Annotated in this window: 29 protein-coding genes, 1 pseudogene and 2 riboswitches; of the genes and pseudogenes, 14 read left to right on the forward strand and 16 right to left on the reverse strand. The window is 60.9% G+C overall.

Going from position 1 to position 26537, the window contains the following annotated elements:
• Nucleotides 1–36: 36 nt before the first annotated feature.
• Nucleotides 37–1491 (reverse strand): 2-hydroxymuconic semialdehyde dehydrogenase, encoded by a 1455-nt coding sequence (locus F0P97_RS18450; protein ID WP_182283438.1) that lies wholly within the window; start codon nt 1489–1491, stop codon nt 37–39.
• A gap of 112 nt (nt 1492–1603) precedes the next feature.
• Here F0P97_RS18450 and F0P97_RS18455 point away from each other — a divergent pair, with 112 nt between their 5' ends.
• A complete protein-coding gene (locus tag F0P97_RS18455) occupies nt 1604–2500 on the forward strand; it encodes a LysR substrate-binding domain-containing protein (protein ID WP_182283439.1) in 897 nt (298 codons plus the stop codon).
• Nucleotides 2501–2528: 28 nt separating this feature from the next.
• On the opposite strand, the gene F0P97_RS18460 is transcribed toward F0P97_RS18455, so the two are convergent.
• The 10 genes from F0P97_RS18460 to F0P97_RS18505 all read right to left on the reverse strand — a co-directional run bounded on the left by F0P97_RS18460 (nt 2529) and on the right by F0P97_RS18505 (nt 10088).
• Nucleotides 2529–2981 carry a GlcG/HbpS family heme-binding protein gene (locus F0P97_RS18460; protein WP_182283440.1) on the reverse strand — a complete coding sequence of 151 codons (453 nt, stop codon included), beginning with the start codon at nt 2979–2981 and terminating at the stop codon, nt 2529–2531.
• 11 nt (nt 2982–2992) lie between these two features.
• Nucleotides 2993–3883: a SphA family protein gene (locus tag F0P97_RS18465; RefSeq protein ID WP_182283441.1), complete on the reverse strand. Its 891-nt coding sequence runs from the start codon at nt 3881–3883 to the stop codon at nt 2993–2995.
• Nucleotides 3884–4085: 202 nt separating this feature from the next.
• Entirely contained in the window at nt 4086–5030 is a 945-nt protein-coding gene (locus tag F0P97_RS18470; protein WP_182283442.1) for a catechol 2,3-dioxygenase, read from the reverse strand.
• Nucleotides 5031–5040: 10 nt separating this feature from the next.
• Complete coding sequence (locus F0P97_RS18475; RefSeq protein ID WP_182283443.1) at nt 5041–5406, reverse strand: 2Fe-2S iron-sulfur cluster binding domain-containing protein; 366 nt, start codon at nt 5404–5406, stop codon at nt 5041–5043.
• A 7-nt stretch (nt 5407–5413) separates the two neighbouring features.
• The gene (locus tag F0P97_RS18480) at nt 5414–6487 is read right to left on the reverse strand and encodes an NADH:ubiquinone reductase (Na(+)-transporting) subunit F (protein ID WP_182283444.1); all 1074 of its coding nucleotides are present in this window, start codon (nt 6485–6487) and stop codon (nt 5414–5416) included.
• 59 nt (nt 6488–6546) lie between these two features.
• Nucleotides 6547–6903, reverse strand: a complete 357-nt coding sequence (locus tag F0P97_RS18485) for a phenol hydroxylase subunit P4 (RefSeq protein ID WP_003066651.1) — start codon at nt 6901–6903, stop codon at nt 6547–6549.
• Nucleotides 6900–8510 carry an aromatic/alkene/methane monooxygenase hydroxylase/oxygenase subunit alpha gene (locus F0P97_RS18490; RefSeq protein WP_182283445.1) on the reverse strand — a complete coding sequence of 537 codons (1611 nt, stop codon included), beginning with the start codon at nt 8508–8510 and terminating at the stop codon, nt 6900–6902. Before F0P97_RS18490 ends, F0P97_RS18485 begins: the two co-directional genes overlap by 4 nt.
• Before the next feature lie 47 nt (nt 8511–8557).
• Entirely contained in the window at nt 8558–8851 is a 294-nt protein-coding gene (locus F0P97_RS18495; protein ID WP_182283446.1) for an MmoB/DmpM family protein, read from the reverse strand.
• Between the two features lie 11 nt (nt 8852–8862).
• Nucleotides 8863–9855, reverse strand: coding sequence for an aromatic/alkene monooxygenase hydroxylase subunit beta (locus tag F0P97_RS18500; protein WP_182283447.1), 993 nt, complete (start codon nt 9853–9855; stop codon nt 8863–8865).
• 41 nt (nt 9856–9896) lie between these two features.
• Entirely contained in the window at nt 9897–10088 is a 192-nt protein-coding gene (locus F0P97_RS18505) for a phenol hydroxylase subunit (protein WP_182283448.1), read from the reverse strand.
• A 305-nt stretch (nt 10089–10393) separates the two neighbouring features.
• On the opposite strand from F0P97_RS18505, the gene F0P97_RS18510 reads away from it, so the two are divergent.
• Together F0P97_RS18510 and F0P97_RS18515 are read left to right on the forward strand one after the other, a co-directional pair.
• The gene (locus tag F0P97_RS18510; RefSeq protein WP_182283449.1) at nt 10394–12097 is read left to right on the forward strand and encodes a sigma-54-dependent Fis family transcriptional regulator; all 1704 of its coding nucleotides are present in this window, start codon (nt 10394–10396) and stop codon (nt 12095–12097) included.
• A 4-nt stretch (nt 12098–12101) separates the two neighbouring features.
• Nucleotides 12102–12854 carry a GntR family transcriptional regulator gene (locus F0P97_RS18515; protein WP_182283450.1) on the forward strand — a complete coding sequence of 251 codons (753 nt, stop codon included), beginning with the start codon at nt 12102–12104 and terminating at the stop codon, nt 12852–12854.
• Between the two features lie 537 nt (nt 12855–13391).
• Here the strand turns inward: F0P97_RS18515 and F0P97_RS18520 are convergent.
• Genes F0P97_RS18520 through F0P97_RS18530 form a run of 3 tightly spaced genes read right to left on the reverse strand, consistent with a single transcriptional unit; the run spans nt 13392 to nt 15412 of the window.
• Nucleotides 13392–13793, reverse strand: a complete 402-nt coding sequence (locus F0P97_RS18520) for a cupin domain-containing protein (protein ID WP_182283451.1) — start codon at nt 13791–13793, stop codon at nt 13392–13394.
• A 48-nt stretch (nt 13794–13841) separates the two neighbouring features.
• Entirely contained in the window at nt 13842–14771 is a 930-nt protein-coding gene (locus F0P97_RS18525) for an AraC family transcriptional regulator (RefSeq protein WP_232537989.1), read from the reverse strand.
• Between the two features lie 35 nt (nt 14772–14806).
• Nucleotides 14807–15412 (reverse strand): TetR/AcrR family transcriptional regulator, encoded by a 606-nt coding sequence (locus tag F0P97_RS18530; RefSeq protein ID WP_182283452.1) that lies wholly within the window; start codon nt 15410–15412, stop codon nt 14807–14809.
• Between the two features lie 146 nt (nt 15413–15558).
• Between F0P97_RS18530 and F0P97_RS18535 the strand changes: the two genes are divergently transcribed.
• The 4 genes from F0P97_RS18535 to F0P97_RS18550 all read left to right on the forward strand — a co-directional run bounded on the left by F0P97_RS18535 (nt 15559) and on the right by F0P97_RS18550 (nt 19463).
• Nucleotides 15559–16614 (forward strand): sugar phosphate isomerase/epimerase family protein, encoded by a 1056-nt coding sequence (locus tag F0P97_RS18535; RefSeq protein WP_182283453.1) that lies wholly within the window; start codon nt 15559–15561, stop codon nt 16612–16614.
• Between the two features lie 39 nt (nt 16615–16653).
• Nucleotides 16654–17538 carry an alpha/beta fold hydrolase gene (locus tag F0P97_RS18540; protein WP_182283454.1) on the forward strand — a complete coding sequence of 295 codons (885 nt, stop codon included), beginning with the start codon at nt 16654–16656 and terminating at the stop codon, nt 17536–17538.
• 2 nt (nt 17539–17540) lie between these two features.
• Nucleotides 17541–18494: an alpha/beta hydrolase gene (locus tag F0P97_RS18545; protein WP_182283455.1), complete on the forward strand. Its 954-nt coding sequence runs from the start codon at nt 17541–17543 to the stop codon at nt 18492–18494.
• 762 nt (nt 18495–19256) lie between these two features.
• Nucleotides 19257–19463 (forward strand): integrase core domain-containing protein, encoded by a 207-nt coding sequence (locus F0P97_RS18550; RefSeq protein WP_182283456.1) that lies wholly within the window; start codon nt 19257–19259, stop codon nt 19461–19463.
• A 32-nt stretch (nt 19464–19495) separates the two neighbouring features.
• Here the strand turns inward: F0P97_RS18550 and F0P97_RS18555 are convergent, their stop codons facing one another.
• The gene (locus F0P97_RS18555; RefSeq protein ID WP_182283457.1) at nt 19496–20362 is read right to left on the reverse strand and encodes a hypothetical protein; all 867 of its coding nucleotides are present in this window, start codon (nt 20360–20362) and stop codon (nt 19496–19498) included.
• Between the two features lie 204 nt (nt 20363–20566).
• On the opposite strand from F0P97_RS18555, the gene F0P97_RS18560 reads away from it, so the two are divergent.
• The 6 genes and pseudogenes from F0P97_RS18560 (at nt 20567) to F0P97_RS18585 (ending at nt 24085) form a co-directional block, all read left to right on the forward strand.
• The gene (locus F0P97_RS18560) at nt 20567–20794 is read left to right on the forward strand and encodes a hypothetical protein (protein WP_182283458.1); all 228 of its coding nucleotides are present in this window, start codon (nt 20567–20569) and stop codon (nt 20792–20794) included.
• 343 nt (nt 20795–21137) lie between these two features.
• A pseudogene (locus tag F0P97_RS18565) lies at nt 21138–21374 on the forward strand (IS5/IS1182 family transposase); the annotation flags it as partial.
• 136 nt (nt 21375–21510) lie between these two features.
• Nucleotides 21511–21915 carry a group III truncated hemoglobin gene (locus tag F0P97_RS18570; protein ID WP_182283459.1) on the forward strand — a complete coding sequence of 135 codons (405 nt, stop codon included), beginning with the start codon at nt 21511–21513 and terminating at the stop codon, nt 21913–21915.
• Nucleotides 21908–23173, forward strand: a complete 1266-nt coding sequence (locus F0P97_RS18575; RefSeq protein WP_182283460.1) for an NnrS family protein — start codon at nt 21908–21910, stop codon at nt 23171–23173. Before F0P97_RS18570 ends, F0P97_RS18575 begins: the two co-directional genes overlap by 8 nt.
• Before the next feature lie 13 nt (nt 23174–23186).
• Nucleotides 23187–23648, forward strand: a complete 462-nt coding sequence (locus F0P97_RS18580; protein ID WP_182283461.1) for an RrF2 family transcriptional regulator — start codon at nt 23187–23189, stop codon at nt 23646–23648.
• On the forward strand, nt 23645–24085 hold the full coding sequence (locus F0P97_RS18585; protein ID WP_182283462.1) for a CopD family copper resistance protein: 441 nt from the start codon (nt 23645–23647) through the stop codon (nt 24083–24085). The genes F0P97_RS18580 and F0P97_RS18585 overlap by 4 nt, the downstream gene beginning before the upstream one ends.
• 82 nt (nt 24086–24167) lie before the next feature.
• Here the strand turns inward: F0P97_RS18585 and F0P97_RS18590 are convergent, their stop codons facing one another.
• Entirely contained in the window at nt 24168–24893 is a 726-nt protein-coding gene (locus F0P97_RS18590; protein WP_182283463.1) for a ferredoxin--NADP reductase, read from the reverse strand.
• Nucleotides 24894–25514: 621 nt separating this feature from the next.
• Nucleotides 25515–25607, forward strand: a riboswitch (glycine riboswitch).
• Between the two features lie 13 nt (nt 25608–25620).
• A riboswitch (glycine riboswitch) is annotated at nt 25621–25740 on the forward strand.
• A gap of 52 nt (nt 25741–25792) precedes the next feature.
• Between F0P97_RS18590 and F0P97_RS18595 the strand changes: the two genes are divergently transcribed.
• Nucleotides 25793–26458 carry a trimeric intracellular cation channel family protein gene (locus F0P97_RS18595; protein ID WP_003069687.1) on the forward strand — a complete coding sequence of 222 codons (666 nt, stop codon included), beginning with the start codon at nt 25793–25795 and terminating at the stop codon, nt 26456–26458.
• Nucleotides 26459–26537 lie beyond the last annotated feature (79 nt).

Genomic DNA, 26537 nt, shown 5'->3' on the forward strand with positions numbered 1-26537 from the left:
CGGGGCCGCCTAGGCGCACAGCGCCTCAGGGGGTGTCTAAAGTTTTATGCAAACATTCTTGAGCTCGGTATAGAACTCCAGCGAATGCACACCGCCTTCGCGGCCGATGCCCGATTGCTTGGCGCCGCCAAAAGGCGTGCGCAGATCGCGCAGAAACCAGCTGTTGACCCAGGAAATGCCCACATGCATGCGCTGGGCCACACGGTGGGCGCGGGCCAGGTCTTGCGTCCAGACGGCGCTGGCCAGGCCATAGACGTTGTCATTGGCCTTGGTCAGCACCTCTTCTTCAGTATCGAAGGAAGCGATATGACAGCAGGGACCAAATATCTCTTCCTTGATGACGCGTGCCGTCTCGGGCAGGCCGGTCCAGATCGTGGGCTGCACCCAGGCGCCGTCCGCATACTGGGCGCCCAGGTCGGGCACGCCGCCGCCGGTGACCACGGTGGCGCCTTCCTGCACCGCCAGCTGGTAATACGACAGCACCTTGGCCTGATGCTCCTTGCTGATCAGCGGGCCCAGCTTGGTGTCGTCGTCTTCGGGCACACCGATCTTCCACCCCTCGATCTGCTGCTTCAGCGCGGCCACAAAGCGCTCGTAAATCGGGCGCTCCACATAGACACGCTCCGTGCCCAGGCAGACTTGGCCGCTGTTGACAAAGGCCGAGCGCAACGTTCCTTCGATGGCCGCCTCGAAATCGCAGTCGGCAAAGACGATGGCGGCGTTCTTGCCCCCCATCTCCAGGCTCACGGGGCGCGCGCCCTTGGCAGCAGCCTTCATGATGGCCTCGCCAGTGCGCGTCTCGCCGGTGAAGGTGATGGCATCCACGCCGGGGTGGCTGGTGACGAACTCGCCGGCGGAATCGGGGCCGAAACCATGGACCACGTTGTAGACGCCGGGCGGAATGCCGGCCTCGTTCATGACCTCGCCCAGCAGGGCGGCAGTCTGGGGCGATTCCTCGGAAGGCTTGACCACCACGGTGTTGCCGCAGGCCAGCGCCGGGCCTACCTTCCAGGTCATCAGCAGCAGGGGCAGATTCCAGGGGCAGATCACGCCCACCACGCCCACCGGGCCACGGTGGCCGTAGTTGATCGCACCGCGCCCGTCCGGCGTGGTCATTTCGAAGAACTCCGTGGGCACGTTCTTGACCACGTCGGCAAAGATCTTGAAGTTGGCCGCACCACGCGGAATGTCGATATGGCTGGCCACACTGCGCGGCTTGCCCGTGTCCGCACATTCTGCGGCCAGAAACTCCTCGAAGCGGCGGTTGATGCCATCGGCCACGGCATAGAGTTTTTCCACGCGCTCGGCCACGCTCATACGGCCCCAGGGTCCGTTCAACGCAGTGCGCGCTGCAGCCACGGCGGCATCGACTTCGCTGCGGCCGGCCTCATGCACCTTGGCAATCACCTGGCCCGTGAGCGGTGAGTGCTTGTCGAAGCTGCACCCCGTGGAAACGTAGGCACCGTTGATGAAGTTCTGGATGTCTTTCATGGTTTTCTTCCTGTCACGCATGCTTTTGCAGCAACGATAAATTCGGTGTTCAATACTGTCCAATACTGAATTTTCCAAAATAGATACCTAAAAGGTATCAAGGAGCCACCCCATGGACTTGAGGCAGATGAGGTACTTTCTGGCGCTGGCTGAGGAGCTGAATTTCGGCCGGGCCGCGGCCCGGCTGCACATGGCCCAGCCACCGCTGACGCGGCAGATACGCGCCATCGAAGAGGAGCTGGGCACCGAGTTGTTTGTGCGCACGCCCAAGGGAGTGGAGCTGACGGCGGCAGGCCAGACCCTGCTGGACGAGGTGCCCAACATCCTGTCGCTGGCCGAGCGCGCCCGCGAGCGCACGCAAAGAGCCGGTCAGGGACTGACTGGCCAGCTGGACGTGGGCATTTTTGGCTCCGGCGTGCTGGACGTGATTCCGCGCCTGCTGGCGGCGTTTCACCAGGCCAGGCCCGAGGTGCGCATAGCGCTGCACAACCAGACCAAGGACGAGCAACTGCAGGCGCTGCGCGAACGCAGAATCACCATTGGCTTCAACCGACTGGTGCCTGCAGAACCTGGCATAGGCGTGCAGACCGTGCTCAAGGAAGCCCTGGTCGTGGGCCTGCCGGCCACGCACAGGCTGTGCGCGCGCAAAGAGGTCGCTCTGTCCGAGCTCGACAACGAGCCCATGATCCTCTACCCCAATCTCTCTTTGCATGGCCTGGCCCAGGAAGTCAGCAATGCCTTCCACCGCGAGGGCCTGCGTCTGAACGTGGCCCAGTCGGTGGAAGATGTACTGACCTGCGTGGCTTTGGTGGCAGGCGGGTTTGGCGCCTGCATTACCACGCGTTCGGCCACCAGCTTGCGTCTGCCCGGCGTGGAATACCGGCCGCTGCACTCGCGCCACTTGCGTGACATCGAGCTCAGCTGCCTGTACCGCAGCGACGATGCATCGCCGGTGCTGGCGGCCTTTCTGGACGAGGTGCGTACCTTTGCGGACCAGGGCAAAACCTAGGCCTGAGGGGGCAGGCAGGCGCCAGGTTTTAGCCACCTTGCTGGTCCTCAATCAGGCCCAGGGCCTGCAGGCCGGCCTCGGCAATGATCTCGTCCTGCTGCTCGCTGCCGCCGGACACCCCGATACCGCCAATGCGTGCGCCCTCCACCACGATGGGCCGCCCACCGCCAAAGCCCACAAAGCGCGGTCGCAGGACCAGGCCCTGGCGCACGGCCGCTGAATGCTGGGCCAAGGCCTCTTGCCACTGGCCCGTGGGCAGGCCAAAGCTCACGGCCGTATAGGCCTTGTCCGTGGCGATGTCCATGGAGTGCAGGGGTGCGCCCGTCATGCGCACAAATGCAGCCTGCACCCCTGCCGCATCCACCACGGCCACATTGACACGCACACCCAATTCCACGGCCTTGGCTACGGCCGCACCCACGGCGCGCAAGGCGGCTTCGGTGCGGATCACGGGCTGAGAAACCATCAGTGAGTCCAGCATGTCAAGCCTCCTCAAAATGCTTTGACTACTGTGAAGCGCACCAGCGAACCCTTGGGCAGGGCCCCCGTGCCGGCCGTGGCGCTGACTTCCTTGTAGACCGCGCCCTTGAGGAACACGCCTGCACCCGGCACCGGGTAGACCAGCTCGGCGCCCAGTGCATGGCGCGAGGAATGCTGGTTCGTGGCACCCGGGCCTTTGTCATCGCTGATCTGCCACTGGCTGTAACCCACCAGGCCGGCATGCACGGCACCAAAATTCTTGCCCAGACCCCATTCCAGCGTCACCTGGTTGCCGTTGCGAAAGCCCATATCGTTCTTGCCGTTGCGCTCAAAACGCATCAGACCCGAGGCCGAAACAGTCTTGGCAGCGTCAAAGTAATAGGTCAGGCCACCGGTGAGCATGGTGCTTTTGTAACCCTTGCCCGGCGAAGCCGGGTCGCGGCTGCTGGCCGAATCCAGCCAGATACCGGCACCGGCCACAGCGTCCCACTGCGGGCCATGCCAGCCCAGCACCAGTGGACCCAGATAAACGTCGCCCACGCCCGAACGGCTATCGGAAATGCCGGCCGCATTCACCGTGAGTGAGGTACGCATCACCGGCACGATGGCCTCCATGCCGTAGTCGGCACCGAGCAGCTTGTAGTTGGTGATCCAGACAAAACGGTTGGCCAGGGCCGTCACGGTTCCACGGTTGTGGCCGGGCAGGTTGTCGCTGCTACCCGGCGCGCGGAAATCGTCGATGCTGTAGTTCACCATATAGCCCAGGTAGTACACGCCGGGCGGCGGCACGCTGGGGCCCTGCATGCCCTCCACACCGGGGACGTAATGGCCTTCGGCCTGCACGGCCGTGGCTGCCAGCGTACCCAGCAGGGCCAGGGCAGCAGATGCAATCTTGTGCTTCATCTCTATCTCTTTCTTGTGGGTTCACAGATGTCTCGGGGGTCCATGGGGCTGTGCAGGGGGGCTACGCAAAAAGCTGGCGCGGCCCATATCAGGGCTGCCGCGCAAGGGCCGCCCCACAGCGCTGGCAGCGTCCCCCTGCCCGCATTGCTTGCGATGCCAAGAGCGGGGGGAAGGCGCGAAGCACCTCAGGGGGTGTTCCCTTTCAGGTGTACACATCCGTAAATGACGCCACGAGCTCACCCGTGTGATAGAAAATGCCGCTGCCAAGACGGTCCTCGCTCCAGGTGGTAACGGGGCGATCGGGCTGGGCCAGATAGCCCAGGCCGGCAAAGGTCTCGTTGCGGTTGCCGCTGGGGTCGAAGAAGTAAATCGTCTCGCCGCGCGTGATGCCGTGGCGTGTGGGAGCCACGTCGATGCGCACCTTGTTCTTGGCCATGACGTCGGCGGCCTTGAGCACGTCGTGCCAGGAGTCCAGAAAGAAGGCAATGTGGTGCAGGCCCGAGGTGGGGCCGCCCACAAAGGCGATGTCGTGCGGCGTGGTGGAGCGCGCCATCCAGGTCGCGGCTTGCATATTGCCTTCTGGGCCGACCAGAATCTGCTCGGTCAGGAAGAAGTCCATGCACTCTGCCATGAAGCGGGTGTTGTCCTCCACGGTGTTGATACCGGCCTCGGGATTCATCTCGCACATCAGCAGACAGTGATCTATCCAGTGCGCGCCTGCGCCCTTGAGGCCATCGGGCCAAGGGTCGGGGTTCAGAGAGCCCACATCCGTGCCCACGCACTCCTTCTTGGCGTACAGGCGCATCTCATGGCCGCTGGGCAGATTGAACTGCAACATGCGGCCCACCGTGGGCTGGCTGCCTTCGGGCAGCATGGTGGTCTTCACACCCCAGGCCTCGATGCGTGCCTGCAGGCTGTCGAGGTCGGCATCGTTTTGCACCTTGTAGGCCACATGGTTGAGGCCGGCGCGATCACTTTGCGTAAGGATGAGGGAATACTTGTCCCACTCGTCCCAACATTTGAGGTAGACATTGCCCGCTGCATCGCGCAGCGTGACCTTCATTCCCAGCACGTTTTCGTAGTGCTTGAGCGCAGCATCCATGTCCATCACGCGCAAGTTGGCGTGGCCGATTCGCATTACACCCATGTTTGTCTCCTTAGTTGCTTGTTGGTGTGTCGTGGGTTGTGGGCGCCGTGGAGGCCGCCCGCAGAAAAAATGGTTTGTGCAGGCGCTGTGCCACCGCAATGCGTACGGCCTCCAGCGGGGCTACACGACAGGCCAGGGTGTAGCCCTGATCGCGTTCGAGATCGCTCACATGGGCACAGCTCACGGGGCCCAGATGGCGTACCGCACCTTCGAGCACCTGCACCTTGCAGACGCCGCAGCCACCGTTGACGCAGCCCACCGGAATGCCTTTGCGCCCCAGGCGCAACATGCCACTCAGCAGGCTTTCGTGGGTGCCGCAGGCATAGGTATCGCCGGTTTGCTCCACGCTGACTTGCACGTTTTGCATGGCTGTCATGGCGGCCTCAGACACGCTTGAACAAGGGGCTGCGCGCGCCTTGCGCATCGGCGGCAGAGAGGAATTTCTCGGTGTAGATATCGCGCTCAAACAGCCGGCCCTGCATCAGGGTGGAAATACAGGCCTCGACCATGGGTGGAGGCCCGCACAGATAGGCTTTGCAACCCGCAAAGCCGCCTTGGAAATGGGCTTGCGCAGCCTCATGCACAAAGCCACGCGCGCCTTGCCAATCCCCGCAGTCCTCGCCCGATATTGCGGGGATGTAGGTGAAATGCGGGTGCTGCTCGGCCAGGGCGCGAAACTCGTCGTCGTAGTACAGCTCCTCGCGCGAGCGCTGGCCGTAGACCAGTGTGATGGGCTGCTCGCAACCCTTGGCCAGCAGCTCCAAAATCATGGCGCGCGGGCTGGAAAGCCCCGAGCCCCCAGCCATGAAGACCATGGGCTGGCGTGCCGAATGGCGCACAAAAAAGCGTCCATAGGGCCCGGCCAGCTGCAGGCTGTCACCTTCGCTCAGATGCTCGTGCAGCCAGCCCGTGCCCGCACCGCCCGGCACCAGCCGCACATTGAGCTCGATCTCCTGGGCGCAGCCGTCGGCGCCAGGCGCGTTGGCGATTGAAAAAGCGCGCGAGCCGCCCTGCTCCTCGCTCAGACCGGGTATGCGCAGCTGCACATACTGGCCCGCCTGGTAGCGTATGGGCTGCTCCAGGCGCAGGTGCAGAGCCTTGATGGTGGGCGTCAGATCGACGATACGCACCACTGTGGCTGCGAAGTCGCGCACGGGGATGATTTGCGCATCGGGCTCGTCCTCGAAATCGGCCTCGATGGTGGCATCGGACTGCAGCGTGGCGCAGCAGGCCAGCGTCATGCCGTCCTCGCGTTCCATGTCCATCAACGCGAAGGGATTGGCCGCGCCGTGGTCCACGTCGCCGTCGCAAACCTGGACCTTGCAGGTGCCGCACAGGCCATGGCCGCAGGCGTGGGGAATGTAAATACCCTGGCGCAGCGCGGCGTCCAGCAGGGTCTGGCCTTCCTCCACTTCAATCGAGGCGCCCAGGGGTTCTAAGGTCAGTTGGTAGCTCATATCGTCTCGCTCTCATTCCTGCAGCGCCGGCCAGGCCAGCGCTGCAACCGCCAGGGTGGTTAGCTGTAAGAGCCTTGGATGCCGATCAGGCCCGGGGTGCGAAAGCGGATCACGTCCTTGTGCGTCAGGCCGTTGTCGGCCAGCGACTTGGACGCATCGGGCGACCAGGGCTGGCCCGACTTGAACCACTGCACCTCGCTCCAGTCGATGCGTGCAAAGTCGGGGTGGGCGCCATAGACGTCGGGCAGCACGGCCTGGGCCAGCGCACCGAAAGGCATATCGGGCGGCAGCGGCAGGGCCACGGGCGAGCAGAACATCAGGTGGTCTTCCCAGCCGATATAGAGCAGAGGCGCGGGAAAGTTCTCGCGCACATCCTTGGCGGGAAAGCGATAGGGCTTGAGTGCGGTGACGCTCATGGCTGGGCCTCCTGGCTGGGGTTGGCGGAAGCGTTAGTGGCTGCGTTGTTGGCCGAGGTTGCCGGTGGCGGGTCGCCGCGCCAGGCCGCGAAATTGCGCTGGTCCTCCGATCCCTCAAAGTCCATGTTGTCGCGGCCCACATTCATGCCGTACCAGTCCAGCACCGCAGCCAGCGGGTCAAAGCCTTCGGCCGTGGGGTCCACATCGGGCTTGAAGCAGTTGCCCTGGTAGATCTGGTGCACGGGCAGCCAGGACTGGACAAACTTCTCGGGCTCGTCGTCGAAGACATGCTTGCAGCCGTCGCTGCAGAAGTGGTACTTGCTGCCCTCGTAGTCGGACTCGCGATAGCAGATCTTGGTGGCGTCACCGGGCTCGGTGAAGCCCATAGGGATCTGGCAGGTGGTGCACAGCATGGGCAGGGTCTTGCTGTAAAAGCGCTTGCCGGCCTGCTGCTCTGCACGATAGTGCTCCAGGCGGGGACGGTAGTGCTTGTCAAAGCTGTCCGGGTATTTTTCAGACAGCCACTGCATCTCCTGCTCGCCGGGCACCCAGGTGTGAAAAGGTGCGGCCGCCGTGTAGTTGTAGAAGATGTTCCAGGCCTGGTGGCTGATGTGGTCCTTGCCTTCGCAGGCCAGCTTCCAGCCTGCGGGCTCTCGGATGCCGTAGCGCGCCAGATCGCGGAACAGAGCGCCGCCGTTTTCCTCGGCATACATCTCCCAGGCTTCCTTCCAGCTCATCACGCGCTTGGGCAGCATGTAATCCTGCATCATGGCCACCAGGGTCAGCACGCGGTAGCCGCGCCAGAACCATTTGTCGATCCAGCGCTGCACGATGGGCACGTTGCCCGGGTCCTGCTCCAGCATGAACTTGATGCATTCGATGCCCAGCGTCATATGGCGCGACTCATCGCTTTGCGCCGAGAAGCCAAAGGTCACGGTGGACAGATCGCCGTTGTGCGCCGCGCCCGACATAAAGGGAACGAACAGCAGATTGGTCAGCACATATTCGAAGGAGAAGCTCACTGCCGTGAGGAACTCGAACGGGCCTGCGCTCAGCGCATCTTCAAAAAAGGACTTGGGCACCGACAAAAACCAGACCCGGTCGAACCAGTGACTGGAGCTGTGCATGCCGTTGAAGTACTTGTTGTAGTTGGACAGCGCATGGGTCTCGGTCTGGAAGTGGCGCAGCTCGTCGATGGACTGCATCTGCGCCGCCACGCGCGCCCCCGCACCGGTGAAATGCCGGCCCGCATGGGCAAAACCGCGGTGAGCGTAATACTCCAGCGGCACAACGCCCTGGATGAACAGCTTGAGCGCGTTGAGATAGCGCGCATCGGTCACGCCCAACTGGCCGTTGTTCTGGGCAAAGGCCTCGATCACGGCGTAGAGCTTTTTCTCTTTTTCGCCCTGGTACTTCCAGTAGGCGTCCATGGTCAGGCGGAAGGGGTCTTCCCACTTGTCCCAGTCGTGGATCTTGATGCCCTCGAACTTGTCATAGGGGAAGACCTTGTCCATGGGCTGGTAGCTGGTCTCCCAGCCCAGGCCACGTGTCATGGCGGTGTAGCGGTCCTTGAGGCCCAGCTTTTTCTTGATTACGGGTGCGTCCATGGTGTCTCCTTGGATGGCGTTGTCTGGTGGTGTTCGGTGAGCGGCTCTTACTGGTTCCAGCTCAGGGAGAATTCGTCGTCGTCCTCCTCCACATGGCCAGACAGCGTGACCAGATTGATCTGGATCTGCTGCAGCTCGTAGGGGCGACCGGTCTGCTCTTCAATGCTGGCGCGACGTATGACCAGGCGGCCGGGGGCGTCGATCTTCACGAGACCGGGCGAGTACACGGCTTGGGCGTGGGTGTTGTCGGCGAGGATGGCGTCCACCACGGGGCGCGATTCCTCGTTGTCCTGAAAGGCGATGAACACCTTGGAGACGGGGGTGCTGGCAGATGTGCTCATGGCGCTGCTCCTCAGATGTCCAGACCGGCCTTGCGGGCACGGGCATCCAGGCTTTGGCGAACTTCGCTGAGCACGGCTGCGCCACGCGCACCCAGGGCCAGTTCGGCCACGGCGGCCAATGCCACGCCGGCATGCTCGGCATAGCTCAGATACCAGTGCGACAGCTGGCTGCGGTTGTCTGCGGATTCGGCTGCAGCTACCTTGACCACGGCATCGATCCAGCGTGCGGTCTCGGTGTGCCACTCGGGCATGAAGGCCGTGAGCATGGCCACGGCCGTGCCGCCCTGCACCGTGACATGCTCGTCGACGAAGTGGTTGTAGATCAGGGGATAGAGCAGTCCGTCGAGCACCATATTCTGGGCAACGAACAGCTCCATGGGGTCCTGCACCACAAGCAGGTCTTCCACCAGATGGCGCAGCGGCTGCCAGGCCGGGTGCTGCATCCAGTCGTTCTTGCCGGCCTCGAGCACGCCGGGCTCGTCCATGACCAGGCCCAGTCGCGTGAGGTACTGGGCCACACCCAGGTGGTCCATGGCATGCATCATGGCCGGAGCCGTGAAGGGCGTACCGTAGCCGCGTGAGCAGATCTGGCTGTTGTTCATATTGCCGCCCCAGGCCACATGGCGTAGCGGCATCAATACATCGCAGGCCTTGGCGCGCAGGGCATCGGACATCTTGCCGGCCAGATTGCGCGACTCCACAAACTGGTAGTTGGCTTCCACAGCCTCCTGCTGCCTGGCGCGGGTCATGGTCCAGGTGGCGTAGTAGTACTGACGTGGATCGCGCAGCGCGTTCCAGTCCGCCATGCGGATCGCCGTGCGGCCGGTGTCGAACAGCTCGAACTCTGGCTCCCACAGCGGCCGGTAATGGAAGTGGTGCGTGGGCTGCACGCCCAACGTGGCCTCCAGATAGCGCGACGCGGGCTTGTCTCCCGTGTAGGTTGCCACGCGGGCAAAGGTATGGCGCAGCGGCTGTATCTCGCGCGCCGAAAGCTCGATATTCATGGGCTTGTCTCCTGTGTTGTCGTGGGATGCGTGAGTGATGGTCAGAGCAGCCTGGCTTTCTGGACCTGGCAGAAGGCCTCAAAGTCGGCCTCTGTCATGGCCAGCTCCACCGTGAGTTCGGGCCAGCCCACGGAGAACTCGAAGTCCACAAAACCGTTGGCGCGCCTTTGCAGCACGCGCACCGAACGGCGCGTGAGATCGCAGGCGGGAAGATCGAGAGTGCTTGTTTCCATGAGGGGCTCCTGGCGGGTCTATGGCTTTTGCAATTGCACAGCCCGTGCCAGTTCATGAAAATATCGATAAATTCAGGGTTACTCCCTAAATTTGCGCGTGTTTGAGCAAGCTGGTGATCAGTAATTCCCGGGCAAACCCTAGGACAGCAGTCACAGTGCTTCAATGCCTACTGCAGTGCAGCATGATCAAATGATCAAGTACCCCATGCAAAGGTTCGCAATTCATCAATTGCGCCAGCAGTTCAAGGCCGAGGATGCGGGTCAATCCCGTAGCCAGAATTCGATGCTTTATCGATAGTTTTCTCATGCCCCACACTCCCCCCGCCTTACCCTCCGATGCCGATTTGCGCAGCCAGGTCCGCTTCTCCACCGAAGACGGACTGATCTGGCTCGCGGGCCAGCGCATGTTGCTGCTGCACCTGGCCTCTCTTCACGCCCTGCGCCGCGAAATGATGAACACCATGGGGCCCGATCACACGCGGCGCCTGCTGCTGCGTGCCGGCTATGCCGCAGGTGAGCGCGATGCACTGCTGGCACGCCAGATACGACCCACGGCCAGCCTGTTCGAGATGTTTGCCGTAGGCCCCCAACTGCACCGGCTGGAGGGTGCAGTGCGCGCCACGCCGGAAATCTTTGAGGCCGATGAGCAGGCCGGCCACTTTCAATGCGTGGTGCGCTGGGAACACAGCTGGGAAGCGGAAATCCATTTGCGCGAATGGGGCCCCCAGGACCAGCCCTCGTGCTGGATGCTGCTGGGATATGCCTCGGGTTACTCCAGCGCGTTCTTCCGTCGACCGGTGTTTTTCAAGGAAATGCAGTGCTCCACCTGCGGCCACGCACACTGCCTGATAGAAGGCCGGTTTCAACATGAGTGGCCCGATGGCGAACAAATCGCACGCGACTACGACCCCGACTCCATGCTGGTACGCCTGGATGAGCTGCAGTCCCAGGTCGAGGCCTTGCGCACCGGCCTGGCCCCTTTCGACAGCCAGGGCCCGTTGCTGGGCCATTCACGCGCCTTTCAGGCCGCGCTGGAGCTGCTATCCAAGGCTGCTCCCACCCAGGTCACGGTGTTGTTCACGGGTGAGACCGGCGTGGGCAAGGAGCGCTTTGCGCGCGCCCTACATGCCATGAGCCCGCGTGCCGACAAACCCTTTGTGGCCGTGAACTGCGCGGCTCTGCCCGCCGACCTGATAGAGAGCGAGCTGTTCGGCGCCGAAAAAGGCGCGTTCACCGGCGCCACGGCAACGCGCATAGGGCGCTTTGAACGCGCCCATGGCGGCACGCTGATGCTGGACGAGCTAGGCGAGCTGCCCCTGGCCGCCCAGGCCAAGCTGCTGCGCGTGCTGCAAAGTGGCGAAGTGGAACGCCTGGGCGGCCACCGCAGTACCCAAGTCGATGTGCGCGTGATCGCCGCCACCAATGTAGACCTGGAAAAAGCCGTGGAACAGGGGCGCTTTCGGCGCGACCTGCTCTACCGCCTCAACGTCTACCCCATACGCATCCCCGCGCTGCGCGAGCGCGTGGACGATATCGAGCTGCTGGCCATGCATTTGCTGCAGAAATACTCGGCCTTGCACGGCAAGCCGGCCCCGGGCTTCAGCGACCGGGCGCTGACCGCACTACGCGGCCACAGCTGGCCCGGCAATGTGCGCGAGCTGGAGAATCTGGTGGAACGCGGCCTCATCCTCACGCCGGCCGGCGAACCCATCGATGTGGCTTGCCTGTTCCCCCAGTGGAGCGACAACGGCCAAAGCACCATAGACGACCAAGGCCATCTGGCCCAGGCCTGCGGCGCAGATGGCAATCTGCACACGGCCGGGGTGTACGACAGCATGCAGCACCAGGGGCTTTCGCTGGATGCCCTGGAAGACGGGCTGCTGCAAGAAGCCGTGCGCCGCGCCAGCGGCAATCTGGCCGCAGCAGCCCGCGCCCTGGGCATGACCCGCCCCCAACTCAGCTACCGGCTCTCACGCATCCGCGAACGCACCACAGGCACGGAGGAGTAAACGCTTGGCCAAGAAATCCTTTATGCAATGCCTGGCCCTGCCCGAGGCTGAATCCAGCGGCGGCGAGGCATCGCGCACCCTGACCGAGCAAACCTATGCCCGGCTGCGCACCGACATTGTCGAAGGCCGCCTGCTGCCTGGCAGCAAGCTGCGCATAGAGCATCTGCGCCAGGCCTACGAGGTCGGTGCCGGCACCTTGCGGGAGGCGTTGACGCGCCTGGTCAGTGATGCCCTGGTCACAACCGAAGGCCAGCGCGGCTTTCGCGTCTCCACCATCGCCATGGACGACCTGCAGGACATCACCCGGCTGCGGGTACATATCGAAACCCATGCGCTGCGTGAATCCATACGCCATGGCGACGCGGCCTGGCGGGCCCAGTTGCAGGCCAGCTATGACGAACTCTCGGCGGCCGAGCAACCGCTGTCCAGCGACAACCGCCGCCAGTGGGAGGCCCTGAACCTGCGCTTTCACGAGACCCTGCTCTCCGGCTATGCATCCCCTTGGACATTGAAGGTGCTGCGCCTGCTGGCGCGCCATAGCGAGCGCTACCGCTGCTACGCCATGGAGCAGCCCGCGCTCACCCGCGATGTGCATGCCGAGCACCAGGAAATCTTCGAGCTCGCCATGGCTGGCCACGAGGCTCGCGCGGCCCTGGCCCTGGAAGCCCATATTTGCACCACCCCCCATCTGCTGCTGCAGGCCATGCGCGAAGGCAAGCTGGTGTTGCCTGGCACCCGGCCGGAAGGGGAGGTATGAACTGCAGCACAGCTTTATCATTTTTATAGCTGTCTGTGCTGGATGGCAAAATGCCAGAGGACGGACAGGGCATGTCTACCTGTCCAATGGCTGTCCATCACTCGATTGCCGCTGCCATTCAGGTCACTGACCAGAATGCCTCTGTAGGCCAGCCTTCGTCGGAGGCTTGCAGGAATCAAGGTGACCTCCGCTTTTGAGCGGTAGCAGCCAGCCGCCGAGGGCTACTCAGGACCCACTGCTGTCGTTCGTTCCTCGGCAGTCAATGCTTGCATAGCAGCGATTGCTACTGTTCATGGCTGCTATGCGACCTATCTCCAACAGCTACATAGTGGTCATCCGTGCGTCTACGCGGACGACTGCCCAAGGACAGTTTTCAAGTGTGCAGCGGACAGCGGCTATTAGGTGCAGGCATATAGGTCGCTTGACGTCTGCTGTCACGTCGTGAGAGCAGGCTCTTGCGATCCCAAGGTGACTCGCTGTGCCAAAAGCTGCCGGCCGCACACACCATTTCAGTGGCCCATTGCCAGTGCCTTACTTCTATATCCAAACGTCGTTAGGAGCCCGTCGCTCCGAATCGCTATACCCGGTGTTGGGAACCCCCATGGGCTCGATCATCAGCAATTTGGCTTCCGTTGCCGCAAACGTTTTGTGCTCAGCCCCTCTAGGGACCACAGCCATTTCGCCCGCTTGCAACTCTATGCTGTGGTCTCGAAAGTCGATTCTCAACACACCTGCCAGCACAATAAATGCCTCGTCGGTATCGTCATGTGCATACCAGATGAAGTCACCTGCGATCTTCACGACCTTGAACTGATAGTCGTTCATTTCAGCGACAACATGCGGCTGCCAATGGTCGTGAATAAGACCAATTTTACGCACCAGGTTTATGGGCACCTGCTGCCCGCGATCCTTGGCAGGGGAAGAAATGCTTACCGCCATGACTTGTCCTTTATCAATCAAAGGGCCAAGCGTAGACAAAGCAAGCTGTTAGATCTTGAACGTTTGTGCGCCAGAAGACATGGATGTGTGGTTGCACATCATCCGCAACCATCGTCCAGGCGAGATGCCAAAGGTCTGGGTGAAATGACGTGTCATATGAGCCTGGTCCGCAAACCCGGTGGATGCAGCCGCATCTGCGAGCGAAGCCCCTGAGAGCATGCGTTGTCGTGCCACATCAAGCTTGCGCAAGATCAAAAATCGCGAAGGGCTAGTGCCATAGAACATGCGGAAATCGCGCGACAGACTCCAGCGGTTCCGCCCTGTGACGACACTGAGATCCTCCACCGAGATGGTGGATTGCCAAACGTCACACAAAAAATCATGAGCCAGTTTGGTGCTCTCGAAGTCCCTGGCACGCTGCCCTCTGGTACAGCCTGCTTCGGCATGGAGCGCGAGAGCAAGCTCCACAATGGCGTCCATTTCTTCCATTGAGTTAGTTGGCCCCTGCTGGTTGTCCAGCATGGCTTTGGTGGCCACCAGAAGACGTTGGGATTGCGTGATACCGCCTTCTATGTAGGGGAGCTCCAGCCCTCGGAATACCTCCTGAATTAACGCCGGATTCACATAAATCATGCGGTAATGAAATCCGTCCTCAGTTCCTGCTTGACCGTCATGCGCTTCATCGGGATGCAGCACCATGGTGTGGCCTGGCAGGCTCTGTCGGTGAGCGCCTCGGTATCGAAAGGCTTGCACCCCTGCCATCGTGCAGCCGATGGCATAAGTGTCGTGTCGATGCATGCCATAAGCGTTGCCCTGAAAGAAGGCCTCAATGCGCTCAATTCCATGCATCGCATCGGTACGACTGAGCCAGTTGTTTTTCACTAGGCTGTCGTTCTCGTATTGCCCGTCATGCGCTTGAGGCTTCCGGATAGCTTCAGGAGGCAAAGGATTTGCGGTTGACTGATGGACGAGGATCACCTTTGGTACTTGTAGTGCTCCAATGGGACTCTGGTTCAAGCAGCCTGGCGCAAAGCTTGATCCAGCACGCCGATGGCCGCCGCTGAGGCCGCCAGCAGGCGCGAGCGCGATATGCCGTCACGGGCCTGTACTGAGATGCCATGCAACTGTGTGGCGTAGAAGTCGCCAAGAGCCTGCACATCTGCGTCTTGTCGCAACTCACCTTCGTCCATTGCGCGTTGCAGTCGGTTGATGATGGACTGCGTTCGCTCGCTACGGTGCACGGCAAGCCAGGCTGCAACTTCCTCGTTCTCTTGCGCGAAATTGGTCGCAGCCATGACAACCATGCAACCTTGTGGCCGGCTTGGTTCCGTATAGGTGGTCGCCGCATCGCGCAGCATGCGTGAGATGGCTTCACGCACCAGTGACTCTTCAGCCAGGGCCCGATCGGCAAAGCAGCCGGCCCCGGACTCATAGCGTTGTATGGCTTCGCGGAACAGTGCCTGCTTGCTGCCAAAGGCAGCATAAATGCGGGCCGAGGCGATGCCCATGGCCTGGACCAGGTCGGCCATGGATGTGCCCTCGTAACCACGCTGCCAAAACGCCAGCATGGCGCGCTCCAGCGCCTGGTCCCTATCAAATTCCCTGGGTCTTCCAGCCATCTTCCTTGTTCCTCTCAAAAGTCGGTGCGGCATCTTAGCGGCGTGTCATCCACGCCGCAGCACACCTACCTGTCGAAAAAGACTGCATTTGCGTGATAATATTCTTTGTCGATTGACAAACAATACATCAAAGCGAGGAAAAACACATGCAGACAATCAAGGGGCCAAGCCTTCATCTTGCGCAGTTCGCCGATGACAAGGCACCGTTCAATTCGCTGGAGGACATTGCGCGATGGGCCGCGGGCGTGGGCTTCAAGGCTTTGCAGATTCCTGCTTGGGATTCGCGCCTATTCGATCTGAGCACGGCTGCGCAGAGCCAGAGCTATTGCGAAGATGTCAACGGCATGCTCGCCTCGCACGGCCTGGTGGCCAGCGAGCTGACCACGCACATCTTCGGCCAGCTCGTCGCCGTGCATCCTGCCTACGACGCAATGTGCGACAGCTTCGCCCCCGAGGCCCTGCGCGGCAACCCCCAGGCGCGCACGGCCTGGGCGCTGGAGCAGCTCAAGCGCTCGGCCCGCGCCTCACGCCGCATGGGCCTGACGGAGATGGGTACGTTCTCGGGCTCCTTCGCCTGGCCCTATCTGTTCCCGTTCCCGCAGCGCCCGGCGGGCCTCATCGAGACCGCCTTCGAGGAGTTGGCGCGCCGCTGGCGCCCCATCCTGGACGCCTGCGACGAGCAGGGCGTGAACCTGTGCTACGAGATCCACCCCAGCGAGGACCTGCACGACGGCACGAGCTTCGAGCGCTTCCATGAACTGGTCGGCCAGCATGAGCGCTGCAAGATACTGTTCGATCCCAGCCACTTCGTGCTGCAGCAGCTGGACTATCTCGACTACATCGACATCTACCGCGAGCACATCCGCATGTTCCATGTGAAGGACGCGGAATTCCTGCCCAGCGGGCGCCAGGGCATCTACGGCGGCTATTCCTCGTGGCTCGAACGGGCGGGGCGCTTCCGTTCTTTGGGTGACGGGCAGGTGGACTTCAAGACCATCTTCTCCAAGTTCGCCCAGTACAACTTCCAGGGCTGGGCATCGCTGGAATGGGAGTGCTGCCTCAAGGATCAGGAGGACGGCGCACGCGAAGGCGTGGACTTCATCAACCGCCACATCATCCGAGTCACCGACAAGATCTTTGACGACTTCGCCGGTGCCCCTGTGGACCAGCGCCAGATCAACACCATGCTCGGCATCGCCTGATGCATCCCCGGCTTCCGATTCGAACAAGGAAACAGACCCATGAATGCTTTACCCTCCACCCTTGCGCACGCCCAGGATGATTTCACGCACGACTATGTGCGCATCGACGGCCGCCGCATCCACTGCATCATGGCCGGCCAGGGCTCGCCGGTACTGCTGATCCCGGGCTGGCCCCAGACCTGGTATGCCTGGCGCCATGTCATGCAAGCGCTGGCTGCGCAAGGTTTTCAGGCAATTGCCGTCGATCCGCCGGGCACCGGTTTTTCGGATCGGCCTGAGACGGGCTACGACACGGGCTCCATCGCGCAGACCATGCACCGCACCATGCTGGCGCTGGGCCACGAGCGCTACCAGGTCGCGGGCCACGATGTGGGAATGTGGGTGGCCTATGCCCTGGCCAGCGACCAGCCCCAGGCCGTGCAGTCGTTGGCGTTGACGGAGGCCGTGATACCTGGCTTGGCGCCTGAGCCCGGTATCTTCGCACCGCCCGAGCAGAGCATCTTTCTTTGGCACTTCATGTTCAATCAACTGGCCGATCTGCCCGAGACCCTGATCGCGGGCCGCGAACGCGCCTATCTGGAATTCATGTTCAATCGATGGTCGCTGCGGCGCGACAGCGTGGCCGTCGATGTCTACGTCGACGCCTATGCGGCACCGGGCGGGCTGCGCGGCGGCTTTGCCTATTACCGGGCGATTCCAGAGACCATTCGACAGAATCGTGAGCGCGCACAGCGCCCGCTGCGCATGCCGGTGCTTGCCATAGGCGCCGAGCACGCCACAGGCGATGCGCCGCTGGCCACCTTGCGCGGGCATGCCCATGATCTGTCCGGCGTGGTCGTGCCCGGCTGCGGCCATTTCATCATGGAGGAGGCTCCACAAGCCTTCATTGCTGAACTGCTGCCCTTTCTGCAAAGGACACGATGACCATGGCCCTCGATGCAGACATCGCCCGCTATCTGCGGGAGCAGGCACAAATGCCACAGCCCCAGATGCCGCCCACGCTGGCGCAGATGAGGCAGGCCACTGAGCTCGAGCTGCGTGCGCTGCATGGCCCAGCTGAAGCCGTTGCGCGCTCGGGGGATTTCACGCTGCGCGCGCGCGACGGTGCTCCGCTGCGCCTGCGTGTTTACTGGCCATCGGCACCCGACGCACCCCAGCCCGCCCTGGTCTTTGCCCATGGAGGGGGCTGGTGTCTCGGGTCCATGGAGCTGTATGACAATCCCTGCCGCGCGCTCACCGTGGCGACGGGGGCGGTGGTGATCTCGGTGGACTATCGGCTGGCGCCCGAGCACCGCTTTCCGGTGCCGCTGCAAGACTTCTGCGACGCCTTGAAATGGAGCTTCGAGCAGGCAGAAAGACTGGGACTGGACCGCAAGCGCATCGCCGTGGCCGGGGACAGTGCGGGTGGCAATCTTGCTGCTGCCGCCTGTCTGCTTGCGCGGCATAGCGACGGCTGGGGTCCGGCCGGAGCTCCGGCCATTGCCCATCAACTGCTGCTGTATCCGGCACTCGATGCAGCCATGGACTCGCCATCTTTTGACCTGTTCGGCGAGGGTTACTACCTGAGCCGCTCGGCAATGGCGTATTGCTATCAAGCCTACCTCGCAGATCCTGCCCTGCAACGGCTGGAGCAGGTGTCCCCGCTGCACGCCGCAAGCTTGGCCGGCTTGCCGCCGGCTACGGTGATCAGCTGCGAGTACGATCCGCTGCGTGACGAGGCTGAGGCCTATGCTCGGCGCCTGCAGAATGAAGACGTCCCCGTAACGGCTCTGCGGTTGCCGGGCATGGCTCATGCCTGCATCCACATGCTGGGGCTGACACAAGCAGCACGCCGGCTGCTAGATGAGGCAGGAGCAGCCGTGCAGCGCGCTCTTGGGTAGGGCAAATCGGCCGAGTCTTGAAAAGTCCACCGTCTGCTGACGGTGGGCGATGAGGAGACGAGGTTTATTACACCAATTGACAGGATCTAAAGCCGGACATAACCGCTGCTGCCCCCAGAAAGCTGGTGGGAGGAGAGGCTGAAAAAATCTCTGAAAGGGTGGTTATATTTACGCCCGAAAAGACAGTGCAGGGTCTTCTTGGTAATTGCTGAAAAAGGGCTGTGGAGATGCGGCGAGCATAGCGATAGAGATAGGTCAGTTTGTTGGGTAGTCCTCACAGCAGTTTTTGAACAGCAAGTTCATGCGTTGCGCCTTGGTGGCCTAGATGTGCAAGATTCTGCGATCTTGGCCAGCGCGATTGAAAACATAGAGCAAAACTACCGGGATGCGGCTGCATGTGTAGGCGCAGAGTCATCGGAAAAATGACTGCTTGGGGTCTACACAAGCCTGTCGAGGCACACTGAAGCGATCCTTCGTTGAGATACTCCGATAACCACGCAATCGAGTGACCGGTTCTGTGAGTGACGCGGCCCTGCGAGGCAGACGGTGCTCAACGGCAGGTGCTGGAGATTGCTGTGGCTCAGGCCTAGGGCCCTGAATAGCTCTGATGAGCCTGCACCAAACGCTGAAGTGCACCAAGCGGCTGACTGCCTCTGGCCGAAAGGAGCCTGCTAGGGAGCGACCGCGGTAGCCAGGGATGATCATCCTCAGCCAATCCTTGATCGAAGCTGTCGGCGCACTGATAGCGAGCATTTGGTACAGATGATCAATGTTGCCGGTACACCCATTTCAATCGACCCGTACAGAACGAAGGTGCTCGACTGCTATGTCTTTGAATCGTTGCAGGAAGTGCGCTCGATGACCGAGGGCTGGCTGCATCGCTACACCCCCCCTCGCCCACATGAATCGATAGGCCGGATTCCGCTGGTCGCGTATCGTGTCAAACGTTTCCCCAACCTCTGCTTCTAGGTGGTGCAGGAAAACGAGGAGGCTTCACTGACCTACCGGGGCTCCGCCTTGATCGCCGTATTCAGGGTAGTCCACAGCTCCTTGGTGACGGGCACCATGTCCTGCCTGAAGTACCACCAGAAGTGACCGCCCACGTAATTCGGGGTAGTGATCTTCATCGTGTAATAGCGGGTCAGGTACTCGGCCTTCTTGGCTTTGCGTGAGGTACCCACTTCCCCGAACCCGATCTTGGAATTGGGGAACATCACGCGCAGCTTGTCAAACACCTGCTGCCAGTTGGGCTTGAGTCCATTGCAGTCATCCTCATAGTAGGAAATCCAGACGTAATCCAGGCCCTGCTTCATGTAGGCAGGGACATTGGTCTCGGCCCACTTGAACATTTCATTGGAGGATTGAGACCAGCAGCCCTGGTTGTAGTAGAGCGTGATCGCGGCCGTCTTGTTCTGTGCCTTCACGATGTTGTAGGCATTGGTCATCTTCGCCACCACATCGGCATTGGCCCCCAGCCACTCGCCGTTGACCTCGTTGGCTACTTCCCAGATATCCACTACATCCGACAACGCATTGAGGTATTGATTAGTCCGTTGAATGTACGCATCCACGCTGTACTGCTTGACGTAGTACGAGTCCAATATCTCACCCATCACATAGGAAACCTTGGAGATTTCCACTGCTGGCTTGCGGTAATAGTCCGGGTTCACGAACTCATCGAAGACGATGCGCGTGGTAGGCCGGTAGGCCAGCGACGACAGGCTGCGCGTGATGTCGCCAAGCCTGCTCACATCATCCACGGTGACACCGTAGATGGGAGTCGGGACTATGCGGCCCGAGGGTACGTTGGTCTGAGCAGATACTACGGAGCACAGGGAGGCAATGCAGAATGGGATAACTGCTTTCATGCGGTATCCCCCAATGAAGGGTTCAATGAATTTTTTCACTTGGATCAATATGAATCGAGGCATGGCAAGGGCAGGATGTGACTGCTTCTAGCTGGTAGCACCAGCTCAGACCGACCCTCAGTTGACTCTCGATAATTAGCTAAACGAACGACTTTAGTCCATGAAGTTTGGCTAACAGTAGCCAAATGAAACGAAACACGTCCCATGGGCCAGCGCACATATCGAGTTCACGGCTACTCGGCCCTTGTTGACGCGCTCAATGCTTTGCGGCAGCTACCAGTCAATGAGTTGATTGCCAGAGTTGATGTGCCAGCCTGGGTAACGTGGGTGAGCCATCTACATGAAGCGTTACGTGTGTTGCCTACGATATGGGTCGTTTACAAAAATGAGCGCATCGAGGAAATTGTCATCGTGCGGTTGCCAGTCGGATGATATGAACCGTGCTTTATGTGGTCACTTGTCCTTTGCTTCGCAGTCCGCTTTTGGCCGAGAGTTCCATTTCACTCATGTCCCCAAAAACAGTCACTGGATGACTTGCCGTTCACATCGAGCGCCTGCTCCGGGGACTCATGTGGACCTCACGCTCCCGGCCAAGAACAGTCGGTCAGAGGTTTTTCCAAGCCGACCGGCTCTCAATACTTCAAGCTCACCAGCTGACCTATAGGGGAAGCTGAATTCAAGCGCAATCAAACCACTGCCAAAAGAGCCTTCTTCAGTCGCAAAGTGCTAATTAACCGACCTTTGGGTGCTTATGCCAGAAGGGAAGGAAACGGGCGCTTACCGCAATGCGGCTATCGCCGCCTGCAAGCGCTTCGGGCGCAAACGATGCAAGTGCCAGAGTGGGTATCACCGATGCAGCCTGGTGGAGACCAGGAGCCACTGCATCAAGCGACTCGGTGAACAGATGATGTCACGTACGCTCGAGCGGCAGGTCAAAGAACTTCATATCCGAGCCGCTCTTTTCAATCGGTTCACTGAGCTGGGCTGCCCGCAGACGATGGCTGCGGCATAGCCACGTCTGGGGTCATGGGTAGTATGGCCCGGCGCTGATTTATGAAACAACACCATGCACCTAGAGACATGCCCAGTTATAAGATACATAACTAATGAATCTTATGTACAGCTACGACAGCGAAAGGAATTGTGCAATGAGGATTCATGAGCTTTGCACTGAAGAGGAAGTCGTCAGCTTGGTGCACTCCTTCTATGCGCGAATACGCCAGGACGAGGTGCTCGGCCCCATCTTCGATGCACGTATAGCGGACTGGGACCATCATCTGACCAAGCTGGTGGATTTCTGGTCGGCCATTTTGCGACGCACAGCACGCTTTTCAGGGGCCCCTATGCCCAAGCATGCTGCGCTACCGGGTCTAAGCCAAGAGCTGTTTGAGCGCTGGCTGGGCCTGTTCGAGATCACGCTGGCCGAGCAACCCAACCGCGCCATGGCCGATCAAGCGTGCCAGGCGGCGCGCCGTATTGCACAGAGCCTGTGGTCGGGCTACCAGATGAGCCGTGATCCCAAGGCACTACCGGCGGTGGTGAGCCATGTCTGAGCTGCTGCAGATCGAGGAGCCGATGGGGTCTGTGCCCAAACCCAAGACACCTGCACCCCAGTGGAAAGCCTTACTGGAGCTTGGCTTCAGGCCCTTGTACATGGCCGGTTGTCTGTGGGCTGCGGTGTCGGTCGCGCTGTGGGTGTTCGCGCCACAGTGGCTTGCGGGGCGTTTGGGCGGCGTGCTGTGGCATGCGCACGAGATGCTGTGGGCCTTTGTGGCGACGATTGCCGTGGGCTTTCTGCTCACGGCGGCTAGCAACTGGACTGGAAGCAACCCTATGCAGGGCCGGGCGCTGGGCGGGTTGTGCGCACTGTGGCTGCTGGCGCGCGCGGGTTTCCTGGTGGTGGGTGATACAGCTTTTGCTTTTGCCGTAGTGTGTGAACTGCTGTTTTTCGCCTCCGCTGCCGTAGTGCTGGGCCGGGTGATCTATGCAGCACGCAGCCGACGCAATTACGGCCTGCCGCTGCTGGTGTCGGGTCTGGGCGTGGCCGATGCACTCTTTCTGCGCTCGGTATGGCAAGGCAGCGACTACGCAACGCTGATGCATTACCTCTATACAGGGCTGCTGTGCATGGCTGTGATTGCACTACTGGTGGCGCGGCGCGTTATTCCATTCTTCGCGATGCGGGCGGTGACGGATCTGCAGATTCCCATGCACACGGCCAGCGGGCAGTGGCAACTCTGGGCTGGCGTGCTTTGCATTGTCTGCCTGTTGCTGGGATGGGTGCCGGGTATGGTGGCCGCATTGGCTGTCACGGGGCTGATCACCCTATGGCAGGTGTTGGCCTGGAAACCCTGGGCTGTGCGTCAGGTGCCGTTGCTGTGGATTCTGTATCTGGGTCATGCGGCCTTGGGCACGGGCCTGCTGGTGGCATCGCTCCAGGCGAGCAGCTGGGTACTGCGCTTGGCATGGCCAGTCCATGTGATCGGCGTGGCCGGCTTTGCAGTGCTGATAATCGGCATGGTGACACGTACGGCTTTGGGCCACCTGGGGCGACCATTGCGCGCCGATGGGAGCATCGTGGTCATGTATGCGCTGGTGCTTGCCGCCGCTTTGTTGCGCCTGCTGGCACTTCTGCCTGCGGGGCTCCCCCAAGCCGCACTGCATGCCTCGACGCTTGCATGGGTGCTGGCCTTTGCTTTGTACCTGTGGCGATTTGTACCCTTGCTGATTCGGCCGCGCCTGCCACCAGCTGGACTCTCAGCGGCTCAGCCCTCAGGACATGTCGCCAGCAAGTCCAGAAAATCTGTTTGAACGAGATCACTCAATGCGTCTAACCCTGATGACCGACTATGCGCTGCGGCTGCTCATGCATGTAGCCCAGCGGCCAGAGCGCCTGTGCACGATTTCCGAGGTTGCGCAGGCTTATAGCATTTCCGAGCCAAATCTGATGAAAGTCACGCATCAACTGGCCCTGCAGGGTTGGATAGAGACGATACGTGGAAAGGGAGGCGGCATGCGCCTCGCCCGTGAACCAAAGCAGATCCATATCGGTACAGTGATACGTGGACTAGAGTCCGACTTCACGCTGGTGGAATGCTTTGGCAACGACAACCGGTGCACGCTGACCGGCGACTGCCGCCTCGCTGGCATGTTGCAAGGAGCTCTGCACAGCTTCATGGCGCATCTGGATGGCTTCACTCTTGCGGACCTGATACCGCCAACGTCTGCCAGCGCAGTGCCATTGATTCCTGCCATCCGACTGACAAGAAAGGAGGCCCAGACATGAGCTATGGCCTGCTGATCACACTACACCTGCTGGCCGCCGTGGCGTTTGCAGGCACAGTGTTCTTCGAAGTCGTGCTGCTCGCCAACGTGCACAGCCGAGTGCCGAAGCAGCACATGCTCCCCGTGGAGCAGGCGCTGGGGACACGCGCCACCGCCGTCATGCCCTGGGTGTTGCTAGTGCTGTATTCTGCGGGAGCAGGCTTGGCCTGGCAGCACCGCTCGGTACTGGCGCACCCCTTGGCCAGCAGTACAGGCATGCTGATGGTGCTCAAGATTGCGCTGGCGCTTAGCGTTCTTGCGCACTTCGCCAGCGCCATGTGGTGGCGCCGCCAAGGGCAACTCAATGGGCGACGCTCGCACCGATTGCATCTGAGCGTGTTCTGCCATGTGCTGGTCATTGTCTTGCTGGCCAAGGCCATGTTCTATCTGCACTGGTAAGAGCCTAGCGACAGATGCCAAGCCGCTGCATCCAAATGCGTCATGGCAGACTTTCTCCTTGATCAGAGAGGAGTCTGCCAATTCAATATCCAAAGAACTCCTCACTACGCACATCGTCCTCATCAATACCGGCTGATATCAGCAACCGCTGCATTGACGCAACCATGGAAGGTGGGCCAGCAACATAAAAGATCGGATTAGCCAAGCCCTCAATGGCCTGCTGGAGCCACTCTCTATCGATCGTTTGTGTATCACCACTCCAATCCACGGCAGAGTGCGCCATATCCGTCATGGTGGCCTTGAGCCGGAATTTTGGATTCTTCTTTTCGAGAGCTTGAAGCTCAGAGAGAAACGCCGAATCTTCTGGACGACGATTGGAATACAGCAGAAGCAAATCCTGCTGTGACTGCTGCATTGCAGCGTTTCGCAGCATGCTCATGAACGGCGTCACGCCAATCCCACCGGCGATGAGCACACCCGCTCGCGCGGTGTTTTTGTGCAAGGTAAGCGAACCAAATGGTCCATCGATATCCAACTCAGCACCTACAGGCAGAGCTCCCAAAGCGCGTTTGTAAACGCTGTCCCTCATCCTCGTAGCAAACACTAGTTCACTCTCGTGTGGCGCGCTGACAATGGAGAATGCGTGACATCGCTCCTCTTTACTCTCCCCTGGGACCGCGCCCGGCAGCTGGATTTCAAACGCCTGTCCAGGACGGAAATCAAACCCCGCCGGTTTGGCGAGATGAAATGCCATCGTACCCTGCGCAACCTCCTCGCGTTCGAGGATTTTGCTGTGCTCTGTGCCCATGATTCACTCCTTCGCAATCGATGGATCTACACATTGGATGCGTCCAATGGAGTAAATATTCCCGTCAATCGATACCCACCGTGAGAAACGGGTCGAAATGGGCACTCTCATTGAACCGACCACCTCAGCCTGCTATGGCCGCGTTCGGCCAGAAGCAGCCCCGTTCAGCTTGATAGTGCAAACTCTCACCGAGCTTTGAACTCCCCCCCACTCAGGCTTGCAATCAAGTCGGCTTTAGGCTGACCTGAGTCACTCACAGACCCATGCCGAAGCGGCGGCAATCGCCAACACCAGTTGCTGCACGCCGCCTGTCCTTAACAGCTGTTTTACGCTCCAAGCCGGCTGTTCGAATCGCATGGCCGCCACGTACCGGCTCAAAGGGCCGCTTCTGCGTGCCACGACAGGTTCGTGTCGTCCCCAAGCAGTCTGTCAACGCCTGAAGAATGAGCGAGCCTTCGAGAGCACCGCTTGTCATGGCGGGCGGCTTGACAGACGAAAACGCGGACTTGCGCGAGCCACGGCGGGTTCAGACTGGGCCTCCGCGCCCCAGCTCGGCAGCCGCAGAACCACATTAATACAGGTATTAACCCGAATAAAGTCACTGAAACTGGCTAGAATCGCGCCCATCCTGCGGGAGAGCGGAGCCTTTCGAGGGTTCCCGCCGAAGGCGCAAACTCCCATAATCGCTCAGGCAATAAGTACCGCAGGTGGGTCTGACAGGACCCGGATATCGCCAACTGGAGAGCAGCCCGCAACCACAAGTCTGCAGGGCTCACCGAAGGGGCAAGCATGGCCACCGCGAAGGTGCTCATGCGCAACTCTCAGGTAAAAGGACAGCGGGAGAGGCAAGCCGGACACTCCCGCCGATGTGAGTGGCTGGTCTATTTTCAAGTGCCTTCATGCTTCCTTCCGTCTCTTTGCTGGACTCGTTCCAGGCCTCCAACTTCACCGTCATGCTGGTCATCTATCTGGTGGCCATTACCGCCGAAGCCATGTCCGGCGCACTCGCCGCAGGGCGGCGAAATATGGATATCTTTGGTGTCGTCGTCATCGCCTTCGTCACTGCCCTGGGCGGCGGCACCATCCGCGACATGGTGCTGGGCCACTACCCCATCGGCTGGACCCAGCACCCTGAATATGTGTATCTGGTCATCAGCTTCGGTCTGCTGACCACTGTGATTGCACGCCATATGCACAGGCTCAAGCAGGTGTTTCTGCTGCTGGACGCCATGGGTCTGATCGCCTTTTCGCTGATTGGCTGCAATACCGCGCTGGAGCTGGGCTACCCCACCATCGTCATCATCATGGCCGGCATGATTACCGGCATCAGCGGCGGCATCTTGCGCGATGTGCTCTGCAACCAGGTCCCCGTGGTGTTCCGCCGCGAGCTGTATGCGAGCGTGTCGCTGTCCGTATGCCTGATGTTCCTGGGCCTGCGCTATCTGGATGTCAGCCCCAATATCAGCACCATCGTGTGTTTTGCCGGCGGTCTGGCCTTCCGTCTTGCCGCCATTCGTTTCAAATGGCGCCTGCCGGTTTTTTCGTACCAGCAGCGCTGGGAGTGATCGAGACTCCCCCTCTCTTGCTACGCAGGGCGGCCCTTGCTTGGCTGCTCTGACCTAGACTGCGCCATGCGTTACCCAT

Origin of the sequence: Comamonas testosteroni (genome assembly GCF_014076415.1) — a bacterium.
GTDB lineage: Bacteria > Pseudomonadota > Gammaproteobacteria > Burkholderiales > Burkholderiaceae_C > Comamonas > Comamonas testosteroni_F.

What these genes read in the sequence shown, in the direction of transcription:
- F0P97_RS18590 (WP_182283463.1), bottom strand. Translation starts at nt 24,893, where the DNA reads ATGGGCACAGAGCACAGCAAAATCCTCGAACGCGAGGAGGTTGCGCAG.
- F0P97_RS18470 (WP_182283442.1), bottom strand. Translation starts at nt 5,030, where the DNA reads ATGGGTGTAATGCGAATCGGCCACGCCAACTTGCGCGTGATGGACATG.
- F0P97_RS18465 (WP_182283441.1), bottom strand. Translation starts at nt 3,883, where the DNA reads ATGAAGCACAAGATTGCATCTGCTGCCCTGGCCCTGCTGGGTACGCTG.
- F0P97_RS18520 (WP_182283451.1), bottom strand. Translation starts at nt 13,793, where the DNA reads ATGGCGGTAAGCATTTCTTCCCCTGCCAAGGATCGCGGGCAGCAGGTG.
- F0P97_RS18560 (WP_182283458.1), top strand. Translation starts at nt 20,567, where the DNA reads ATGGGCCAGCGCACATATCGAGTTCACGGCTACTCGGCCCTTGTTGAC.
- F0P97_RS18490 (WP_182283445.1), bottom strand. Translation starts at nt 8,510, where the DNA reads ATGGACGCACCCGTAATCAAGAAAAAGCTGGGCCTCAAGGACCGCTAC.
- F0P97_RS18530 (WP_182283452.1), bottom strand. Translation starts at nt 15,412, where the DNA reads ATGGCTGGAAGACCCAGGGAATTTGATAGGGACCAGGCGCTGGAGCGC.
- F0P97_RS18540 (WP_182283454.1), top strand. Translation starts at nt 16,654, where the DNA reads ATGAATGCTTTACCCTCCACCCTTGCGCACGCCCAGGATGATTTCACG.
- F0P97_RS18585 (WP_182283462.1), top strand. Translation starts at nt 23,645, where the DNA reads ATGAGCTATGGCCTGCTGATCACACTACACCTGCTGGCCGCCGTGGCG.
- F0P97_RS18485 (WP_003066651.1), bottom strand. Translation starts at nt 6,903, where the DNA reads ATGAGCGTCACCGCACTCAAGCCCTATCGCTTTCCCGCCAAGGATGTG.
- F0P97_RS18595 (WP_003069687.1), top strand. Translation starts at nt 25,793, where the DNA reads ATGCTTCCTTCCGTCTCTTTGCTGGACTCGTTCCAGGCCTCCAACTTC.
- F0P97_RS18580 (WP_182283461.1), top strand. Translation starts at nt 23,187, where the DNA reads ATGCGTCTAACCCTGATGACCGACTATGCGCTGCGGCTGCTCATGCAT.
- F0P97_RS18575 (WP_182283460.1), top strand. Translation starts at nt 21,908, where the DNA reads ATGTCTGAGCTGCTGCAGATCGAGGAGCCGATGGGGTCTGTGCCCAAA.
- F0P97_RS18450 (WP_182283438.1), bottom strand. Translation starts at nt 1,491, where the DNA reads ATGAAAGACATCCAGAACTTCATCAACGGTGCCTACGTTTCCACGGGG.
- F0P97_RS18495 (WP_182283446.1), bottom strand. Translation starts at nt 8,851, where the DNA reads ATGAGCACATCTGCCAGCACCCCCGTCTCCAAGGTGTTCATCGCCTTT.
- F0P97_RS18500 (WP_182283447.1), bottom strand. Translation starts at nt 9,855, where the DNA reads ATGAATATCGAGCTTTCGGCGCGCGAGATACAGCCGCTGCGCCATACC.
- F0P97_RS18505 (WP_182283448.1), bottom strand. Translation starts at nt 10,088, where the DNA reads ATGGAAACAAGCACTCTCGATCTTCCCGCCTGCGATCTCACGCGCCGT.
- F0P97_RS18475 (WP_182283443.1), bottom strand. Translation starts at nt 5,406, where the DNA reads ATGACAGCCATGCAAAACGTGCAAGTCAGCGTGGAGCAAACCGGCGAT.
- F0P97_RS18480 (WP_182283444.1), bottom strand. Translation starts at nt 6,487, where the DNA reads ATGAGCTACCAACTGACCTTAGAACCCCTGGGCGCCTCGATTGAAGTG.
- F0P97_RS18535 (WP_182283453.1), top strand. Translation starts at nt 15,559, where the DNA reads ATGCAGACAATCAAGGGGCCAAGCCTTCATCTTGCGCAGTTCGCCGAT.
- F0P97_RS18510 (WP_182283449.1), top strand. Translation starts at nt 10,394, where the DNA reads ATGCCCCACACTCCCCCCGCCTTACCCTCCGATGCCGATTTGCGCAGC.
- F0P97_RS18550 (WP_182283456.1), top strand. Translation starts at nt 19,257, where the DNA reads ATGATCAATGTTGCCGGTACACCCATTTCAATCGACCCGTACAGAACG.
- F0P97_RS18455 (WP_182283439.1), top strand. Translation starts at nt 1,604, where the DNA reads ATGGACTTGAGGCAGATGAGGTACTTTCTGGCGCTGGCTGAGGAGCTG.
- F0P97_RS18545 (WP_182283455.1), top strand. Translation starts at nt 17,541, where the DNA reads ATGGCCCTCGATGCAGACATCGCCCGCTATCTGCGGGAGCAGGCACAA.
- F0P97_RS18460 (WP_182283440.1), bottom strand. Translation starts at nt 2,981, where the DNA reads ATGCTGGACTCACTGATGGTTTCTCAGCCCGTGATCCGCACCGAAGCC.
- F0P97_RS18555 (WP_182283457.1), bottom strand. Translation starts at nt 20,362, where the DNA reads ATGAAAGCAGTTATCCCATTCTGCATTGCCTCCCTGTGCTCCGTAGTA.
- F0P97_RS18570 (WP_182283459.1), top strand. Translation starts at nt 21,511, where the DNA reads ATGAGGATTCATGAGCTTTGCACTGAAGAGGAAGTCGTCAGCTTGGTG.